Origin of the sequence: Anaerorudis cellulosivorans (genome assembly GCF_025943985.1) — a bacterium.
Taxonomy (GTDB): Bacteria; Bacteroidota; Bacteroidia; order Bacteroidales; family Dysgonomonadaceae; genus Anaerorudis; species Anaerorudis cellulosivorans.
The window spans coordinates 106614-123814 of the sequence record NZ_JAPCWE010000001.1 but is presented as its reverse complement, the minus strand read 5'-3'; the positions used below and the strand labels follow the sequence as shown (position 1 = coordinate 123814).

At 40.9% G+C, this 17201-nt stretch carries 19 protein-coding genes and 1 pseudogene; 11 read left to right on the top strand and 9 right to left on the bottom strand.

All coding sequences use genetic code 11. The features are described from left to right. The first annotated feature begins 729 nt into the window (after positions 1-729). Together rplU and rpmA are read left to right on the top strand one after the other, a co-directional pair. Positions 730-1041 (top strand): 50S ribosomal protein L21, encoded by a 312-nt coding sequence (gene rplU / locus OLM34_RS00470; RefSeq protein ID WP_264404438.1) that lies wholly within the window; start codon positions 730-732, stop codon positions 1039-1041. A gap of 20 nt (positions 1042-1061) precedes the next feature. Further along, positions 1062-1331: a 50S ribosomal protein L27 gene (gene rpmA / locus OLM34_RS00465; RefSeq protein ID WP_264404437.1), complete on the top strand. Its 270-nt coding sequence runs from the start codon at positions 1062-1064 to the stop codon at positions 1329-1331. Between the two features lie 97 nt (positions 1332-1428). Here rpmA and hisIE read toward each other — a convergent pair whose 3' ends face one another. The 9 genes from hisIE to OLM34_RS00420 form a co-directional block, all read right to left on the bottom strand. Further along, the gene (hisIE, locus tag OLM34_RS00460) at positions 1429-2016 is read right to left on the bottom strand and encodes a bifunctional phosphoribosyl-AMP cyclohydrolase/phosphoribosyl-ATP diphosphatase HisIE (protein WP_264404436.1); all 588 of its coding nucleotides are present in this window, start codon (positions 2014-2016) and stop codon (positions 1429-1431) included. After that, positions 2013-2765, bottom strand: a complete 753-nt coding sequence (hisF, locus tag OLM34_RS00455; protein ID WP_264404435.1) for an imidazole glycerol phosphate synthase subunit HisF — start codon at positions 2763-2765, stop codon at positions 2013-2015. Before hisF ends, hisIE begins: the two co-directional genes overlap by 4 nt. A gap of 24 nt (positions 2766-2789) precedes the next feature. After that, positions 2790-3524, bottom strand: a complete 735-nt coding sequence (hisA, locus tag OLM34_RS00450; protein WP_264404433.1) for a 1-(5-phosphoribosyl)-5-[(5-phosphoribosylamino)methylideneamino]imidazole-4-carboxamide isomerase — start codon at positions 3522-3524, stop codon at positions 2790-2792. Beyond that, on the bottom strand, positions 3521-4108 hold the full coding sequence (gene hisH / locus OLM34_RS00445; protein WP_264404569.1) for an imidazole glycerol phosphate synthase subunit HisH: 588 nt from the start codon (positions 4106-4108) through the stop codon (positions 3521-3523). Before hisH ends, hisA begins: the two co-directional genes overlap by 4 nt. Next, the gene (gene hisB, locus OLM34_RS00440) at positions 4102-5190 is read right to left on the bottom strand and encodes a bifunctional histidinol-phosphatase/imidazoleglycerol-phosphate dehydratase HisB (protein ID WP_264404430.1); all 1089 of its coding nucleotides are present in this window, start codon (positions 5188-5190) and stop codon (positions 4102-4104) included. Before hisB ends, hisH begins: the two co-directional genes overlap by 7 nt. Then, entirely contained in the window at positions 5187-6224 is a 1038-nt protein-coding gene (gene hisC, locus OLM34_RS00435; protein ID WP_264404429.1) for a histidinol-phosphate transaminase, read from the bottom strand. The genes hisB and hisC overlap by 4 nt, the downstream gene beginning before the upstream one ends. Then, entirely contained in the window at positions 6208-7530 is a 1323-nt protein-coding gene (hisD, locus tag OLM34_RS00430) for a histidinol dehydrogenase (RefSeq protein WP_264404427.1), read from the bottom strand. The genes hisC and hisD overlap by 17 nt, the downstream gene beginning before the upstream one ends. Positions 7531-7552: 22 nt before the next feature. Next, positions 7553-8410 (bottom strand): ATP phosphoribosyltransferase, encoded by an 858-nt coding sequence (gene hisG, locus OLM34_RS00425; protein ID WP_264404426.1) that lies wholly within the window; start codon positions 8408-8410, stop codon positions 7553-7555. Between the two features lie 642 nt (positions 8411-9052). Next, complete coding sequence (locus OLM34_RS00420; RefSeq protein ID WP_264404425.1) at positions 9053-10555, bottom strand: TolB family protein; 1503 nt, start codon at positions 10553-10555, stop codon at positions 9053-9055. A 447-nt stretch (positions 10556-11002) separates the two neighbouring features. On the opposite strand from OLM34_RS00420, the pseudogene OLM34_RS00415 reads away from it, so the two are divergent. The 9 genes and pseudogenes from OLM34_RS00415 (at position 11003) to OLM34_RS00375 (ending at position 17158) form a co-directional block, all read left to right on the top strand. Beyond that, positions 11003-11903 (top strand): annotated as a pseudogene (locus OLM34_RS00415) (helix-turn-helix domain-containing protein). A 347-nt stretch (positions 11904-12250) separates the two neighbouring features. Further along, positions 12251-12382 (top strand): hypothetical protein, encoded by a 132-nt coding sequence (locus OLM34_RS00410; protein WP_264404424.1) that lies wholly within the window; start codon positions 12251-12253, stop codon positions 12380-12382. Between the two features lie 83 nt (positions 12383-12465). Next, a complete protein-coding gene (locus OLM34_RS00405; RefSeq protein ID WP_264404423.1) occupies positions 12466-13389 on the top strand; it encodes a hypothetical protein in 924 nt (307 codons plus the stop codon). Between the two features lie 43 nt (positions 13390-13432). Continuing rightward, positions 13433-14155, top strand: coding sequence for a type I restriction-modification system subunit M (locus OLM34_RS00400; RefSeq protein WP_264404421.1), 723 nt, complete (start codon positions 13433-13435; stop codon positions 14153-14155). Continuing rightward, positions 14152-14583 (top strand): virulence RhuM family protein, encoded by a 432-nt coding sequence (locus OLM34_RS00395; RefSeq protein WP_264404420.1) that lies wholly within the window; start codon positions 14152-14154, stop codon positions 14581-14583. The genes OLM34_RS00400 and OLM34_RS00395 overlap by 4 nt, the downstream gene beginning before the upstream one ends. Positions 14584-15055: 472 nt before the next feature. Beyond that, complete coding sequence (locus OLM34_RS00390) at positions 15056-15661, top strand: type IV toxin-antitoxin system AbiEi family antitoxin domain-containing protein (RefSeq protein ID WP_264404419.1); 606 nt, start codon at positions 15056-15058, stop codon at positions 15659-15661. Further along, positions 15654-15998 carry a nucleotidyl transferase AbiEii/AbiGii toxin family protein gene (locus tag OLM34_RS00385; RefSeq protein WP_264404417.1) on the top strand — a complete coding sequence of 115 codons (345 nt, stop codon included), beginning with the start codon at positions 15654-15656 and terminating at the stop codon, positions 15996-15998. Before OLM34_RS00390 ends, OLM34_RS00385 begins: the two co-directional genes overlap by 8 nt. Further along, positions 15959-16246: a hypothetical protein gene (locus tag OLM34_RS00380; protein WP_264404575.1), complete on the top strand. Its 288-nt coding sequence runs from the start codon at positions 15959-15961 to the stop codon at positions 16244-16246. The genes OLM34_RS00385 and OLM34_RS00380 overlap by 40 nt, the downstream gene beginning before the upstream one ends. 549 nt (positions 16247-16795) lie before the next feature. Then, entirely contained in the window at positions 16796-17158 is a 363-nt protein-coding gene (locus tag OLM34_RS00375; RefSeq protein ID WP_264404416.1) for a BlaI/MecI/CopY family transcriptional regulator, read from the top strand. The last annotated feature ends 43 nt before the right edge of the window (positions 17159-17201 follow it).

Here is a 17201-nt window from a genome sequence, read left to right as displayed (position 1 = left end):
GGCTTGCGACATCTTCGCATAAAGTTTACCCCGGCTTCGCCTCTGTATCCCGCTCTATATGCGGCAAAGATGTAGGTTTGTCTTACACCGGTTTCACGGAATCCGGTGTTGTTGTCCCTGCTTAGAAGCGAAGGAAGAGCGAAGGAGGAGCGAAGGAAGAGCGAAGGAAGAGTGTCAAAAGGCAGGGAAAACACCCATTTTCGAACTAAAAATTCGTTAAACTGAATGTCGGGAATTTTTTCCCGCATGCTGTCTTACCTGTTGAATCGAACAAAAACGTTGTCGAGCCAATGCCATCATACCCATAAACAGAGGGTACGAGAAAGAAATCCGGTACTTGTAAACCGGGTTGAATCGAAAACTGAGGACTGAATTGAAATCTGCAACGCTTTCATGTCTTTTCCTACATATAATGTTGAAACGAAAACTGAGGACTGAATTGAAATTCGCACTTGCCGGTTGAATCTGACACTCTTTGGGGGTTTTGCACCCCCAGCCGTTTGGCAATCCCCCGCCGTGTTTTTCATCGTTTTGTTTTTAAAAAACCATGTAAAACTTATCGGGAATTTCGCACTTCTAAGTTGAATCTGCAAATAGGTAAAAAAGCGCCGACGGATTTTGGTTTTATCGATAAAATATGTATCTTTGCAACCTGTTTTGCCAATAGGCCATATAAGAAGTCGTTACAATGGGCTCGCCTCAGGCAGGTAACTTAAAGTTATTTTTAATATGTACGTAATTGTAGATATTCAGGGCCAACAATTTAAAGTTCAGCAAGGCCAAAAATTATTTGTTCACAGAATTAATGTCGAAGAAGGCAGTGAAGTTGAATTCGAAAAAGTAATGCTTATCGATAATGAAGGCGATGTTACGGTGGGTACACCGGTAATTGACGGAGCAAAAGTGGTTGCCGAAGTACTTTCACATGTTCAAGGAGATAAAGTTCTTGTTTTCAAAAAGAAAAGAAGAAAAGGGTATCAGAAACTGAACGGTCATCGTCAGCAGTTCTCGCAAATACAAGTAAAAGAAATCATTGCTTAATCAGTTAAAATCAGAAGAAAATGGCACATAAGAAAGGTGTAGGTAGTTCAAAGAACGGTCGTGAATCGGAAAGTAAACGATTAGGAGTTAAAATATTTGGCGGACAGGCTGCTAAAGCAGGAAATATCTTGGTTCGCCAGCGCGGAACGGTGCATCATCCGGGAGATAATGTAGGTATAGGTAAAGATCATACCCTTTTTGCATTGATAGATGGTGTTGTCGTATTTCGCAAGAAAAGAGATAATCGTTCGTATGTGTCGGTAGTTCCGAAGATCGGTGCAGAAGCCTGATTCGGTGCTGACCGAAGCTTGTATGGGAATTTAAAACCATAAAATATTTGAATTAAAAACAACCTGCTTCATCACGAAGTCAGGTTGTTTTTTGTTTTTACTTCGATCTTCCTTGGAGGACCTCTTCAATATCGGTCAATTTCAGATTCTTTGTCTTTAAAAGAATAAGGAAGTGATACAAAAGATCGGCTGCTTCGTTTTTAAACAAATCGATATTGTTGTCTTTCGCCTCTATTACCAGCTCCACAGCTTCTTCCCCAACTTTTTGTGCAACTTTGTTTACTCCTTTTTTGAAGAGTGCATTGGTATAGGAATTTTCTGCATCCGATGCAATACGTTGTTCAATGGTTCTTTCCAGCTTGTATAAAAACCCTTTTGACGATTCTTCCTTAAAACACGATGTCGAGCCGGTGTGGCAGGTCGGGCCTTGCGGATATACTTTTATGAGAAGCGTATCGCCGTCACAATCCGTGAGGATTTCGTCCACAATCAGGTAATTTCCCGATGTTTCACCTTTCGTCCACAATCGATTTTTACTTCTGCTGAAAAAAGTAACTTTACCTTCGGCTTTTGTTTTTTCCAGTGCCTCTTCGTTCATGTAACCCAACATCAATACCTGTCCGGTGAGTGTGTGTTGAATAATTGCAGGCACTAAACCGTTTGATTTTGAAAAGTCTATATTCATCTTACTTCAATATGTTGTGTTTGTAAATATGCTTTGAGTTCGGGGATGGAAATTTCACCGTAGTGAAAAATACCGGCAGCCAAGGCGGCACTCGCTTTTGTTTGCAGAAAAACTTCGGCAAAATGCTCCATTGTTCCGGCACCTCCCGATGCAATAACCGGAATGTTTACCGCTTCACTTACTTGGCGGGTAATATCGATGGCAAAACCTTTTTTCGTACCGTCGTGATTCATCGAGGTGAGCAAAATTTCTCCCGCTCCGCGTTGTTCTCCTTCTTTTGCCCAGCTGAGCGCAAGAAGGGGGGTAGGCGTTTTTCCGCTGTTGATATATACCTTCCACTCGTTGTCTTCGTACTTGGTATCGATAGCCAGAACCACACATTGACTGCCAAACTGTTCGGCAATTTCGGTAATGAGTTCCGGATGTTTTACCGCTGCCGAATTTATGCTTACCTTGTCTGCTCCGGCCGAAATAATGGCTTTGGCATCTTCCAGCGAATTGATGCCACCGCCAACGGTAAAGGGAATATTGATTCTGCGGGCAATTTTTTCAACCAGTTGGGTGAGCGTCTTGCGTTTTTCTATCGTTGCGGTGATATCCAGAAAAACCAGTTCGTCAGCCCCTTCATCCACATATCGTTGTGCTAGTTCCACTGCATCGCCGGCATCGCGTATGTTCACAAAATTTACCCCTTTCACGGTACGTCCATCTTTGACATCGAGACAGGGAATGATTCTTTTCTTCAACATGATTCCTTGATTTTATTGTTATTTTTATTGTTCTGTTGCTTCGGCAACAAAAGCATGGAGTTCTTTCAATGTTATTTTTCCTTCGTAAATGGCTTTGCCGATGATGGCCCCTTCACAACCGGCCTCCTGCAGAGCAAATACATCATCCATTGAAGTGATGCCGCCGCTGGCAATAAGCTTGACGTTGGTTTTTCCCAAAATTTCCCGATAAAGAGCCATATCCGGTCCTTGCAACATACCGTCTTTCGAAATATCGGTGCAAATTACATAAGCAACTCCTTTTTGGGCATAATTCGAAATAAAATCCACCACATCGGTTTCTTGTTGTTCCTGCCAACCTTGTGTGGCTATTTTCCGATGAAGGCTGTCGGCGCCAAGAATAATTTTATCGTTTCCATACCGGTTTAGCCAATGAAGAAATAATGCCGGATTTTGGGCAGCAATACTCCCGATGGTAACCTGTACGGCTCCGTTATCGAAGGCGATGCGGATATCTTCATCCGATTTGATGCCGCCGCCAAAATCGACAGCCAATTGCGTTTTTGTCGCAATCTCGTTCAGTATCCGATGGTTTACGATATGATTCGATTTTGCTCCGTCCAGATCTACCAGATGAAGGTATTTCAACCCATTGTCTTCAAATTCTTTGGCTACATCCAACGGATGATCGCGATAGATTTTTTGTGTGGAATAATCGCCTTTGGTCAGACGTACGCATTTTCCGTTAATGACATCGATTGCCGGAATAATTCTCATCATTTTTTAAGTTCCAGAAAATTCTTCAATATTTTTTCTCCAACATCCCCCGATTTTTCGGGATGAAATTGTGTGGCATAAAAGTTTTCGTGTTGCAAAGCAGCGCTGAATGGAAGGATATAGTGACAAGTTGCCACTGTATCGGCACAGATTTCGGCATAATAGCCATGCACAAAATAGACCGTGTCGTTTTTCCCGAAACCGTCAAACAAGGGCCCTTTGGTGTCGTAAAGGTTGTTCCATCCCATGTGAGGCACAATATCGAGTGGGGGGAATTTTTTTACTTCCGTATCAAATATGCCGAGACATGGGGTGTGCCCTTCTTCCGAATAGTTACACAGCAGCTGCAACCCAAGACATATTCCCAGAACAGGTTGACGCAACGAGGCAATAGTTTTATCCAGTTCTTTGTCTTTCAGATAATTCATTGCACTGCTTGCTTCACCAACGCCGGGAAATATCACTTTATCGGCAGCAGCGATTTCGTCTCTGTCGTCCGTCACTTTACAAGCATACCCCAGTCGTTCCACCGCATTTTTCACAGAAGTAATGTTGCCTGCATTGTATTTTATGATAGCTATCATAATGTTCCTTTTGTGCTGGGAATACCCGCATTCCCGCTTCGTTTTACGGCCATTTTTGCAGCTTTGGCGAAAGCCTTGAAAACGGCTTCAATCTTGTGATGTTCGTTTTCCCCTTCGGCTTCGATGTTGAGATTGCATTTGGCATTGTCGCTGAACGACTTGAAGAAGTGATAAAACATTTCGGTGGGTACATCGCCGATTTTTTCCCGTTTAAAATCCACATTCCATACCAGCCAGGGACGTCCGCCGAAGTCCACCGCCACCTGCGCAAGGCAATCGTCCATCGGGAGCAGAAATCCGTAACGTTCGATCCCTTTTTTCTTTCCCAGTGCCTGCGAAAAAGCTTCACCCAACGCAATGGCCGTATCTTCTATGGTGTGATGCTCGTCCACCTGAAGATCACCTTTAACCTCAATATTCAGGTCGATATTTCCATGACGGGCAATCTGTTCGAGCATATGATCAAAAAATCCCAGGCCGGTAGAAATACGACTTTTACCCGTTCCGTCAAGATTCACTTCAACACGAATATCGGTTTCGGATGTTTTTCGTGTTACCACCCCTTTGCGAGGTTCTGCTTTCAGAAAACGATAAATTTCGCCCCAGTCGGTTGTCGAGAGAACAGCTTTCGGATGCGGCTTATCCCCTAAAAAAATGGCCTTACAGTGCATATTTTCTGCCAATTGAACATCGGTATCACGGTCGCCAATGACAAAAGAGTTTGCCAGATCGTAGTCACCTTTCAAATAATGCGTAAGCAGGCCGGTACGCGGTTTTCGGGTAGGGGCATTATCCTCAGGGAAAGAACGATCGATGAGAATATCGCTAAAAACGATCCCTTCGTTTTCGAAAGCCCGCATAATTTTGTCTTGCACCGGCCAAAACGTTTCTTCCGGAAATGCATCCGTCCCCAGTCCGTCCTGATTGGTTACCATCACCAATTCGTACTCCAGCTCGTTGGCTATGCGCGACAGATACTGAAAAACCCGGGGATAAAACTCCAGCTTTTCAAAACTGTCGACCTGTTCATCTTCAGGCTCAATAATCAAGGTACCGTCGCGGTCGATAAACACTACTTTTTTCATTGTTCCATCCGTTTTAGTTCGTTCAGCAGAATCCGGTTCTCTTTAGGCGAACCCACCGTAATGCGGATGCAGTTTTTCACCTGTGAAGAGCGGTTTCGGGTAATCACTTTTTTCTCCACCAGTCGGTTATAAACGGCATCGGCATTTTCCATCTCCACCAATAAAAAATTAGCATCGGATGGATAAACCTTTTTCACGTAAGCAATCTTGGGAAGCTCTTGCATCAACATCTCCTTTTGTTCGAGAATGGTAGCTATCCTGTTTTTAGTTGTCTTTTTCTTCGATAATGCTTTTAGTGCCGCTTCCTGATTAAGTTTGCTCACATTGTAAGGCGGTTTTGTCTTGTTCATAAGAGCAATTATTTCGGGTTGTGCATAAGCTATACCCACCCGTGCACCTGCAAGTGCCCATGCTTTGCTGAACGTTTGCATCACAATGAGGTTGGGATACCGTTGTATGTTGCCAAGATAACTGCTTTCGGGGCAAAAGTCGATATATGCTTCGTCTATCACCACAATCCCGTTAAAATTATCCAGTATTGTATCGATATCGCGCAGCGTATTTCCCGTCGGATTATTGGGGGAACAAACAAAGATGAGTTTTACCGATTTATCATTGCGAATCCTTTCCAGCATAGCATCGATATCGAGTTGAAAATCATTGTCAAGAGGAATAGAAATAACCCGAATATCGTTAATGTTTGCCGCTACTTCATACATTCCGTAGGTAGGCGGGCAAATGATAACACTGTCGGTTCCCGGATTCCCGAAAACGCGGAAAATCAGGTCAATAACCTCATCGCTTCCGTTTCCGATGAAAATTTGGTCTTGCGGCACGTTTTTTAACTCAGACAGCGCCTTTTTCAGCGCTTTTTGGCGAGGATCGGGATAGCGATTATAGGTGCCGAACGGATTTTCGTTGGCGTCGAGAAAAATGCCTTCGCTTCCCGAAAACTCGTCGCGTGCACTGGAATAGGGTTTCAATGATAAAATGTTTTTGCGAACCAATGAAGCAAGATCAAATGTTGGTTTCATTGTTGTTGTCGATTAATCTTTTGGACATAATTTCTCCCAATCGGAGGGTTACGGCATTTTTATGGGCATACAACTGTTCGGTTTCGGCCATTACTTCTATGGCCGGCCCAATTTGCAAAAGGCCTTCTTCACTCAGTTGTTGGAAGGTGATTTTTTTTATGAAACTATCGAGAGACACGCCACTGTAGGCTTTTGCATACCCACTTGTAGGCAACGTATGATTGGTTCCGCTGGCATAATCGCCTGCACTTTCGCAACTGTAATTGCCCAGAAAAACCGATCCGGCATTTACCACCTTGCGAGCCAAAAGATGGGGATTTTCAACGGCAAGAATCAGGTGTTCCGGAGCGTATAAATTGCTGAAATACATACACTCTTCGAGGGAGTCGAAAACGATGGCGCGACTGTTTTTCAGCGCTTCTTCGGCAATTTCTTTTCGAGGCAAGGCAAGCAGTTGTTCGTTGAGTTTGGCGTCGATATCTTTTACCACCTTTTTGTTATTGGAAAGCAGGATAACCTGACTGTCGGGACCATGCTCGGCTTGCGAAAGCAAATCGGAGGCCACGAAAGAAGGATTGCAGGTTTCGTCGGCAACGACCAGCACCTCGCTGGGACCTGCCGGCATGTCTATTGCTGTGCCATATAATGTGGCTATTTTTTTTGCTGCCATCACATATTGATTGCCGGGACCGAAAATCTTATCGACTTTCGGAATACTTTCTGTTCCGAATGTCATTGCTCCGATGGCCTGAATGCCGCCCACTGCAAATATTCTGTTCACTCCCACAAGATTCGCCGTATAAAGGATAGCCGGGTGAATCTCACCGTAAATATTGGGTGGGGTACAGAGAATGATCTCGCTACAACCGGCAATTTTTGCCGGAATGGCCAGCATCAGTACGGTAGAAAAGAGTGGAGCCGAACCGCCTGGGATATAGATACCTACCCTTTCGATAGGGCGGCTTTCGCGCCAGCAAACCACTCCTTGAGTAGTTTCTACTTTGCGAATTTCTTCCCGTTGTGAAAGGTGGAATATTTCGATATTGTGTTTGGCCAGCTCAATGGCCTGTTTCAGTCGTTCGGACAAAGCTTCCGAGGCCTTTTCGACGGTTTCTTTTTCTATGGGAAAAGCGGTTTGCGAAGGATAATCGAATTTTGTACTGTATTTCAGCACAGCCTTATCGCCTCTTTTCCGAATTTCGGAAAAGATTTTTTCCACCGTTCTCATCAGTTTTTCCTGACGAAGAGCCGGACGTTGAGCCAATCGTTCCCATCGGCGGAGTGGGGGATTTGAGATGATTTTCATATCGTGTCAATCGTTAGTGTTTCTACCTAATCATTTTTTCAATAGGGATAATCAGAATACCTTCGGCACCCACCATTTTCAACTCATCGATTACTTCCCAAAAATCGTCATCGTTAATCACCGAGTGAACGCTGCTCCAGCCTTTGTCGGCTAAAGGCAGAATGCTTGGCGAGTGCATGCCGGGCAGCAGCTCGATGATTTTGGGCAGAGCCTCGTTTGGTGCATTCAGCAAAATATATTTTCGTCCCTGTCCGTTCTTATACGCTTTTATGCGGAACAGCAGTTTTTCGAGCAGCTCGGTTTTTTCGCGTGAAAGGTTTTTATTGGCAATGAGCACAGCCTCGCTTTTCACAAGTACTTCCACTTCTTTCAATCCGTTCATGAGAAGGGTACTCCCGGTGCTTACAATATCGAAAATGCCGTCGGCCAAACCAATTCCCGTAGCAATTTCCACGCTGCCACTGATCTCCTCAATTTTTACGTTAATCCCTTTCACGCCGAAAAATTTGGACAATATACGCGGATAACTGGTGGCAATGCGTTTTCCTTCAAAATAGTCCAATCCCGTGTATTCTTCATCTTTGGGAATGGCCAATGAGAGGCGACAGCTTCCGAATCCCAGTTTTTCGATAATCGTAACGTCTTTATCTTTTTCCCATACTTCGTTTTCCCCAAGGATTCCAATGTCGGCCACACCTTGCTCCACATATTGGGGGATATCGTCGTCGCGAAGGAAAAGAATTTCCATCGGAAAATTTTTCGCTTCGGTTCTTAGTTTGCGGTCGCCGTTAGATAATTTAATTCCGCATTCATTTAAAAGTTCGAGCGATTTTTCGCTCAGTCTTCCACTTTTTTGGATGGCAATTTTAAGTTTTTCCATTTTTTAGTTGGTTGTGCCTGAGAGGAAACTCCGTTATAAAACAAAAACCCGTCTGTTTCCTTTCAGACGGGTTTGTATTTATATGATCTATTCAATTTGCAAGATGCATATCATTCTCACCTCGCCTGAAGGCAGGTATGAAAATGATGATGATGAAGCATGTTAACTTTCATTTTATCGTTTTTGTTCCGCAAAGATAATGGATTTATTTTTATCGACCGCTATTTTTTCTAAAAAAATCGAGTTTCGACTTTTTTTGTCCCTATTCTTATTTAAAGATTGCGCCCTTACGATTCATCTTTTAAAAATTCCGGTTTCTTGTTTAGTCCCGATATACGTTTACAACAAAGGAAACAAAACCCGGGACGATACACACGTCTGCATCTCTCTCATACGGAGAATCCTACGCTTTCCTACACTTTCCTACACTTCGGTATGCACCTGAAACCCGCTCCGGGTAAGACTTTCCTACACTTCCTACACTTCCTACACTTCCTCTATTATGAGGCTTAAGGAAACCGGGTTATTCTTCGCTAGCATTACGTAACCCTGAACATTTCAATTCCTTCCGGTGCGATTAAAAGAACCAACTGAGCGTGGAAATAGTTTCCCATGCTTTTTGAAGGCAAAGAATAATCAAGATTAATAAGTATAAGACACAAAAGCTACTCTTTTTGAATCCGGGCTCCACGAGGGCACATTTATCGTTCCTTGTCCTCCATATAGAAATGCCATCACTCTGATTTTGTCTCCCCTCATTGGCATCAGTCGCAGCATTACTCGTTGGTTATGGGGATGGGAATTGGCTGGAACTTCCGGTAGATAGGAAATAAAAATAAGATGTTTCCCATCAGGGGAAGGATGAGCAAACCAATTTTGGTATTCATCGTTCGTCACTTGTTGCTGTTCGCTGCCATCGGGCTTCATACGCCAAATTTCCATGTGTCCCGATCTTTCCGAATTAAAATAAATGTATTTTCCGTCCGGGGAATACTCGGGACCGTCATCGAGTCCATCAGCGGTAGTAAGCCGAATTTCTTCACCTCCTGTGGCAGGAATTTTATAGATATCATAGTTTCCATTTCTTTCGGCACAGTAACATAGCCATTTATCGTCGGGCGACCAACCATGCCAGTAAGAAGGTCCCAGGGGGGTAATTCTATTTGGCCATCCTCCTGTTATCGGCAACGTATAAATAATAGAATGACGCCGATCGTTATCTTGAGTATCATGACTGATGGCTATAGTTTTTCCATCGAAAGAGATACCATGATCATTATTAATGGCATCTGCAAAACCCGTATGAATTTGTTGTGAAGTTCTGCTTTTCAAATCGAAACGATACAATTTCCCGCCGGAATTGTAAATCAAAAATTTTCCATCTCTCGACCAGTTAGGTGCTTCAATATGAGCTTCGGTTTCATCAATGATAGTACGGTAACCCGTTTCAATATCCAAAATTTCCAGTCGGCTTGGCGAAGGAGTTTGATAACCATCGATCCCGTCGGGAGCAGGTTTTTCGATTCGTACGTTCCAAAACTTTGCCCGTTCCAATATGTTTTCATTGTGAGAACACACAAACATCCCCGCAAAAACATTTTGCGGCATATCAAGAGTTATACGACCCACTTCGCACAAAGGTTCGCCATTCTTAGAAATTCTGAAAATGAAAAGATTGTTTTTCCTTTCCACCTGAATGAAATCAGGGAGTCTTATTTCAGTAGAAATTTCTTTTGTTTCTTTTCCCTGATTTTCCCTGTATTGAAGGGAAGTAAGGCCATCACCATGAACAACCCCATCCATATAAACTGCATTCTCTGTTTGAGCAGCCCGGATCATTAGACCCATTTTTCGGTGCGATTCCATGCCTTTCCCTAAAAATTTAAGGTTAGCAGAAAAAATAAAATTGCCCTCGATGGGGAGGGAAACAAAATAAAATTCGTCACGAGTAAACCATATATTGTAGCCACCCCCTTCGACAGTAAATTCTTGTTTTACCTCGTCAAATAGAAAATTGCCTTTTTGTTTAGGATTCCCTATATTATATCCATCGAATCCCATAAATAAATTTTGCCCACAAATGGCCAATGACGAAGAGAAAAAAAATAAGAAAAAGATACTGTTTTTGATCGTTTTGATTTCCATGTTTATCCTATTTTTGTTTGCTATTTGTTTTTTTCTATGTCAAGTTTACTCATATTATTTTTATTTTTAAGGTATTCGTGATTGCTTTGCAATTCACAAGGTTGTTTACGAAAACTTGGATTTTCAATAGGCTTTAAAAGTATAATTTTATTTTTAAATTAATAAGGATTTTGTTTAATAATTTCAGGTTTTAACATAAACCATAACTTCATCCAAAGGCAACCAGGTAGTTTCCCTTATGGAGACGGCTAAACTTTCTTCCAACTCATTTAAAGCGTATACGATCTTATGAGGGCGTGAGCTCTTATAAGATCGTATTATTGCTTCAGGTAGATTACACTATACACAAATTTGAGGGACGAACAGCGTTAATTTGAATTAGTCAAGACTTAATCTGGCAAATACAAATAAAAAGAATAATTTTTGTAACAGAAAACGGATTGAGTTATGGCCACATCAGAAAAAGTCATCAAGAACAAATTGGGATTGTTGGAACTATCCCAACAGTTAGGAAATGTGTCACGAGCATGTAAGATCATGAGCTATAGTCGTGACAGCTTTTACTGTTTCAAAGATTTGTACGAACGAGGCGGAGAACTTGCATTGAAGGAAATATCCCGTCGTAAACCTGTCATAAAGAACCGGGTTGAAGAGCATATAGAGCAGGCTGTTATACAAATGGCTGTTGACAAGCCGGCCTTAGGGCAGGTTCGTGTATCTGATGAATTACGCAAGAAAGGTATCCTAATCTCTACCGGCAAACCATCATCAATACCTATTCCAAGATTGGGTTTGCAAAGTTGTATGATCGCAAGAACGCACTTGTTGCCGCCGATATGCTTAATGATAGGGTTATTCTTTTTTCGAACAACACGATCTGAAACTTATGCGTATGCTCACGGACAGAGGAACTGAATATTGCGGAAACAGGGAAACTCACGAGTACGAACTTTATTTGGCCGTAGAAGACATAGATCATACCAAAATCAAGGCTAAAAGTCCTCAGACAAACGGTATTTGTGAGCGATTCAATAGAACCGTCCAAAACGAATTCTATGCTGTTGCGTTCCGAAAGAAAATCTACACTTCGATCGAACAGTTGCAGACGGACCCGGATATATGGATGAACTCCTACAACACGCAAAGAACACGCTCCGGAAAGTTCTGTTTTGGCAAGACACCGATGCAGACTTTCATTGATGGAGTAGCTGTAGCAAGAAAATATGAGATACAGAATACAGGCAATCTGCAATCGGATGAGCATAACAGTATCTCTTCCGATTGTAAGGATGAGAAAAATTACGTAACTTCGCAAAAGTCATCGGACAGTTTTTGTTCCCTAATGTAAGATAAGTGTCAGAGAAAGTCTTGACTATTGCAATTGAGATACATAAGAAATTTTGTTTTTATGCGCCCGCTTCCGCCCTTCGACACATTCAAAAAGCACCTCTCTTGGGTTACTTTTTCTCTTTCTGACACAAGTTGTCTAAAGCAAATATTTTCTTTGTCGTTTATATGTCAAAAAACTTTTCTTTTCGCTTTATTCTATTTGTGAATAATTGTTTAACTTTGCCGTATTACGACAATTCTTATAAACATAAGCTAAAAGTATAATGATAATGCCATTCGTTAATAAAATTCGATAATTAAAGATAGACGATCAGGGGTTGCAATACCACATAACAACAACTCTCAATGAAGACAATTGGACATATTATAAAGTCAATCAATAAAACCGTATGGCAAAAACATTTACAGGTAATTGTTATATCTCCATTGCTTTCTACCGATAAAATCGAACTGCTCACCCATCCGGTTGTCAGATAAAGTGCCGGAAATGTTAGAAGGAGAAAAAGAGAGGTGGCAGGAAAGGCAATGAAAATCGTAAAAGATTATTTTAAATAAGCATAATGATGAACATAGAACAATATTGGAAAAATATAAATCTAAACAAGGAATTGCATATTGCAGGTACCTTTTTGTATGATGCAATTTCTTGTTTGGAGAAAATGAGACATTTTTGTTATGAAGACGAATGTTTTAGTTTTTTATACAACACTTCTGTCGGCATTGAGCGTTTGGAAAAGATAGTTATTATTTTATTAGAACATAATGAAAGAGATCAAAAACAATTTGAAAAATCTTTGATTACACACAATCATTTAGAGTTGATCAAACGTATTGAAAGAATAAACTCTTTAAATTTAGGAAAAGAACATAAGAAATTTCTAAGCTTATTATCAAAATTTTATAATTCATACAGATATGATAGATATAATTTACTTTCTGAAATAGGAGAAGATAAGGATCAGTTGGCATTAATCTCGTTCGTTTCAGAAAGTTTGGGTATAGAAATACAAACAAATCTTTTATTTCCGACGCCAATCGACAAACAGATTAGAAGTTTTCTCCAAAAAATAATAGGCAAAATAGCAACTCAATTATATCAAATAATTCGAGAGTCGAAAACTTTTACTTATGAACTAAGATGCGATTCAAAAGCGGCAAAGATATTTTACGCAAATGAAAAAGAATATAATTTTGTTGATAAAAGAATATGCCAAAAAGAGATACTTGTATATCTAATGAACAATCAAAATACAAATAATGGTTTGATTGGTTTTATAAAATCAATTAAACCATTAGAGCTTGATCCAGCCGTCATTGCTGAATACATTAAGTTTCTGTTTGATATTAAAGACGATACCTATGGAGTAGTTGATGAAATCACTCAAATTTATGAAGATAATAGATTTGATAAGGAAAGATTTGAAATGTTATCTATAATTGGAGATGATAGAGTTAGTTTTGATATTGATGAAGATTATGAATAAATCAAATAAATTGATCACATAGTAAAATTATTTAAAAATATTTATGACCAAAGAACAAGAACGCGACGAGCTTCACCGCACCATTTGGCAAATAGCCAACGACCTCAGAGGCAGCGTAGATGGATGGGATTTCAAATCGTACGTGCTGGGGATGTTGTTTTACCGCTTCATATCCGAAAATCTCACTTCCTATATTAACGAAGAAGAGCGGCGGGCAGGCAATCCCGACTTCGACTATGCGAGCATTTCCGACGAGGAAGCCGAATACGGAAGGAGCGAAACCGTAAAGGAAAAGGGTTTTTACATTCTGCCCTCCGAGCTTTTCGAGAATGTGCGCCGTAACGCCAAAAACGATCCCGATCTCAACGAAACGCTCAGTCGTGTTTTCAAGAACATTGAAGATTCAGCGAAAGGTTCCCCGAGTGAAAAAAACTTCAAAGGGCTGTTTGACGATATCGATGTCAACAGCAATAAACTCGGACCTACGGTTGTCAAGAGAAACGAAAAGCTAGTGAAGATCTTGGATGCCGTTGGCGATTTGCAACTGGGTGACTATCAAGACAATTCTATCGACACTTTTGGCGACGCTTATGAATACCTGATGACCATGTATGCAAGTAATGCCGGCAAGTCAGGAGGCGAATTTTTCACCCCTCAGGAAGTATCCGAGCTGCTTGCCCGCATTGCCGAAATCGTTATCCGCCAGCAAAAACTTCGCGAAGCTATCGACGAAATTGTGGCCGATTTGGAAGGAGGTGCAGCATGAATGAAACGCAAAGAGGAGAAATTATAATTTATCAGTCCGAAGAAGGCAAAACCAACATCGAAGTTCGTCTCGAGGATGACAATGTTTGGCTTACGCAAAAAATGATGGCGGAATTGTTTCAAACCACGCCTCAAAATATTACGCTCCATCTGAAAAATATTTTTGAAGAGGGTGAATTACAGGAAGATGCAACTTGTAAGGATTTCTTACAAGTTCAAACAGAAGGCTCTCGTAAAGTCAGACGGAAACAAAAATTTTATAATCTTGATGTTGTTATTTCTGTCGGTTATCGCATTAAATCGCGCATTGCCACCAAGTTTCGCATCTGGGCTACCGAACGGCTCAAGGAATACATGATTAAAGGCTTCACCATGGATGACGAGCATGTAATATGCAACATGCAAATGGTTGTTTTTCGGCAAAGTTGATTCCCTGACTTAGGGGATTCATAGTTACCGATTACACTTTCAGCCGGTAGATTCATTCCGTCATTCCGCTTCGCTTTCTTTACTCAATAAACAACTCTCAAACTGCTAAAAACTCAAATCTCCAAATCTCCAAAATGGCAATTTGGAGATTTGGCAAAATAGAAAATCAAAATTGTGAACTTTTGTTCGGCGTAACCTCCCGGCCGGATCGCAATAAAATAAATTTTTCCGATATTATTTTTTTCGCTGCCCTTGCCGGCTAACGCATGCACACTTGCCCATTGTGAAATACTGCAGATAATCAAACATGATTTTCATGGAGAATGGAATTATACAATTAGTCCAAAAACTATTATTAAATGATAAACTTATTTCGTTGCCATCACTAAGTCAAAAATATTTAATACATTTGTAGCTCGAAATATGTAACAAATTATTGCTTTATTTGTGACACAACATTAGATAATATAGAATGAAAAGTACTAATGATGAAATAATTAAATACATAAAGCGAAATCGTCGTGGAAAAATATTTTTTGCAGACGAATTTCGTAAGTTCGGCAGTAATGAAGCAGTCAGACAATCATTGTCACGTCTGTGTAAAAAAAATTTTCTTGTACGGCTTTCGGTAGGAATTTATCTGTATCCGCAAATCGACAGCGAGATTGGCATTGTTTTTCCGTCAATAGAAAACGTCGCCAAAACCATTGCCAAGCGGGAAAAAACGAGAATGATACCGACAGGAGCCTATGCTCTTAACGCTTTGGGGCTTTCAACTCAAGTGCCTGCAAAAGCCGTTTTTCTCACTGACGGAACACCAAGAGTGGTGAAAGTAGGCAAAAACGCTACCATCAAATTCAAAAGAACAGTTGCTAAAAATTTATCTTATAAGGGGAAAATTTCGCTTTTGGCTATCTCTGCACTCAAAGAAATTGGCAACGGAAAAGCAACTGCAGAACAACTACAAATAATCAAAGAGGCATTACAGCAGGAAAAGCGAGAAAATATAATACACGATGCAGCGATTGCACCGGTATGGATTTCAAATACTATCCTAAAGCTCATTGAGAATGAATAAGTTTATTGATCTGTCAGCAGCTCAGCAAATCAGATATTTTGACAATTTGTCGTTGCAGTACAACCTCTCATCGGTCGCCATCGAAAAAGATTGGTGGGTTACGGCAGTACTGCGGGCATTGTTTGCTTTGCCATACGCTGAACAATTGTCTTTCAAAGGTGGAACTTCGTTAAGCAAGTGCTACAACCTGATAGAACGATTTTCTGAGGACGTTGATATTGCACTAAATCGTGGTTTTCTCGGTTTTGACGGAAAGCTGTCAAAAACGCAGATTAGCGACAAATTGCGTCGTGCTGCTTGCTCGTTTGTCCGCCGGAAATTTCTGAAAATGCACTAAACGACAAAGATTTATACAATTCTGTTATCGAACATCGTCGGATATTCGTTGGCTTAAAAGATTTTGATTATGATACACTTGCACCGAAAACATTAAAAATTGTTCCGCCCGATACTATTATTTCCGAATGGAAAGAGGATTACGAAACAATGCGCGAAACAATGATTTACGGTGAATCTTTGCCATTCAACAGGTTGATAGATAAGATAAAACGACTGAATGACAGGATAAACCACATGGATTGGTAACTTTCGAAAATTCTCAAACCCCCATATCCCCACAACTGAGGATGGGATATTTTTCAATCTTAGCGGTATAAATCCGTTAATAAGTGCCTCCGTTCCAACAGAGCAGGTAATAAAAGTGTTCGTCAATCGCTCTCTTTGTGCGCAAATTTCGTGTAAAGCGAACGCAGAGCTTAGCTCGCTGAAGCTTTGATGAGCAACGCTGCAATTTGCTTCAGCCCGAGAACCCACTTGTTTGACGGATGAAAGGAAAAACAATACTCATCGGCCTCACACACCAACGAAGCCACCGGCAGCATTCTCATCGACTCGCCCGACTTATGCAACTGTTTTCATAAAAAAGGCAGAAGTTACAGGATGAAAAATAGAAAAAACCATTTTCAATGGAGAACTAATGATGGAGTCCCCCTTCGTAAGTCAAAAAATACGAAATCGAAATTTGTGATTATTTAACTATAAAAAAGGGGAAAATAGTTTGTTGTCTACGAAATATTCGTAACTTTACATCGTATATGTAGACAGAGCATTAATAATAAGAATAATAATTTGATTATGGAACGATTAACCCCTCAGGAAGAAATGGTGATGCTGCATATTTGGCAGTTAAACGAGTGTGCCATAAAAGATGTGGTGGAGAGAATGGAGGATCCTAAACCACCTTACACTACGGTGGCGTCTATTTTTCAGAAATTGGAAAACAAGGGATATCTGACCAAAAGAAAATTTGGGAATGTTAAGGTGTTTAAGCCGAAAATTACCGAAGCTGCCTATAAAAAGCATTTTTTAACGGGAGTAGTACGGAATTATTTTGATAATTCGTACAAGGAGTTGGTGTCGTTCTTTGCAAAAGAACAAAAGATAACGAAAGAGGAACTGGCCGAAATTATTCGTCTTATCGAAAAAAAAGAGGAATAAAGCGGGAGCGGATTCTTTGGATGTATAAAACCGTCTACTTTTA

What these genes read in the sequence shown, in the direction of transcription:
- rplU (WP_264404438.1), top strand. Translation starts at nt 730, where the DNA reads ATGTACGTAATTGTAGATATTCAGGGCCAACAATTTAAAGTTCAGCAA.
- rpmA (WP_264404437.1), top strand. Translation starts at nt 1,062, where the DNA reads ATGGCACATAAGAAAGGTGTAGGTAGTTCAAAGAACGGTCGTGAATCG.
- hisIE (WP_264404436.1), bottom strand. Translation starts at nt 2,016, where the DNA reads ATGAATATAGACTTTTCAAAATCAAACGGTTTAGTGCCTGCAATTATT.
- hisF (WP_264404435.1), bottom strand. Translation starts at nt 2,765, where the DNA reads ATGTTGAAGAAAAGAATCATTCCCTGTCTCGATGTCAAAGATGGACGT.
- hisA (WP_264404433.1), bottom strand. Translation starts at nt 3,524, where the DNA reads ATGATGAGAATTATTCCGGCAATCGATGTCATTAACGGAAAATGCGTA.
- hisB (WP_264404430.1), bottom strand. Translation starts at nt 5,190, where the DNA reads ATGAAAAAAGTAGTGTTTATCGACCGCGACGGTACCTTGATTATTGAG.
- hisC (WP_264404429.1), bottom strand. Translation starts at nt 6,224, where the DNA reads ATGAAACCAACATTTGATCTTGCTTCATTGGTTCGCAAAAACATTTTA.
- hisD (WP_264404427.1), bottom strand. Translation starts at nt 7,530, where the DNA reads ATGAAAATCATCTCAAATCCCCCACTCCGCCGATGGGAACGATTGGCT.
- hisG (WP_264404426.1), bottom strand. Translation starts at nt 8,410, where the DNA reads ATGGAAAAACTTAAAATTGCCATCCAAAAAAGTGGAAGACTGAGCGAA.
- OLM34_RS00420 (WP_264404425.1), bottom strand. Translation starts at nt 10,555, where the DNA reads ATGGAAATCAAAACGATCAAAAACAGTATCTTTTTCTTATTTTTTTTC.
- OLM34_RS00410 (WP_264404424.1), top strand. Translation starts at nt 12,251, where the DNA reads ATGAAGACAATTGGACATATTATAAAGTCAATCAATAAAACCGTATGG.
- OLM34_RS00405 (WP_264404423.1), top strand. Translation starts at nt 12,466, where the DNA reads ATGATGAACATAGAACAATATTGGAAAAATATAAATCTAAACAAGGAA.
- OLM34_RS00400 (WP_264404421.1), top strand. Translation starts at nt 13,433, where the DNA reads ATGACCAAAGAACAAGAACGCGACGAGCTTCACCGCACCATTTGGCAA.
- OLM34_RS00395 (WP_264404420.1), top strand. Translation starts at nt 14,152, where the DNA reads ATGAATGAAACGCAAAGAGGAGAAATTATAATTTATCAGTCCGAAGAA.
- OLM34_RS00390 (WP_264404419.1), top strand. Translation starts at nt 15,056, where the DNA reads ATGAAAAGTACTAATGATGAAATAATTAAATACATAAAGCGAAATCGT.
- OLM34_RS00385 (WP_264404417.1), top strand. Translation starts at nt 15,654, where the DNA reads ATGAATAAGTTTATTGATCTGTCAGCAGCTCAGCAAATCAGATATTTT.
- OLM34_RS00375 (WP_264404416.1), top strand. Translation starts at nt 16,796, where the DNA reads ATGGAACGATTAACCCCTCAGGAAGAAATGGTGATGCTGCATATTTGG.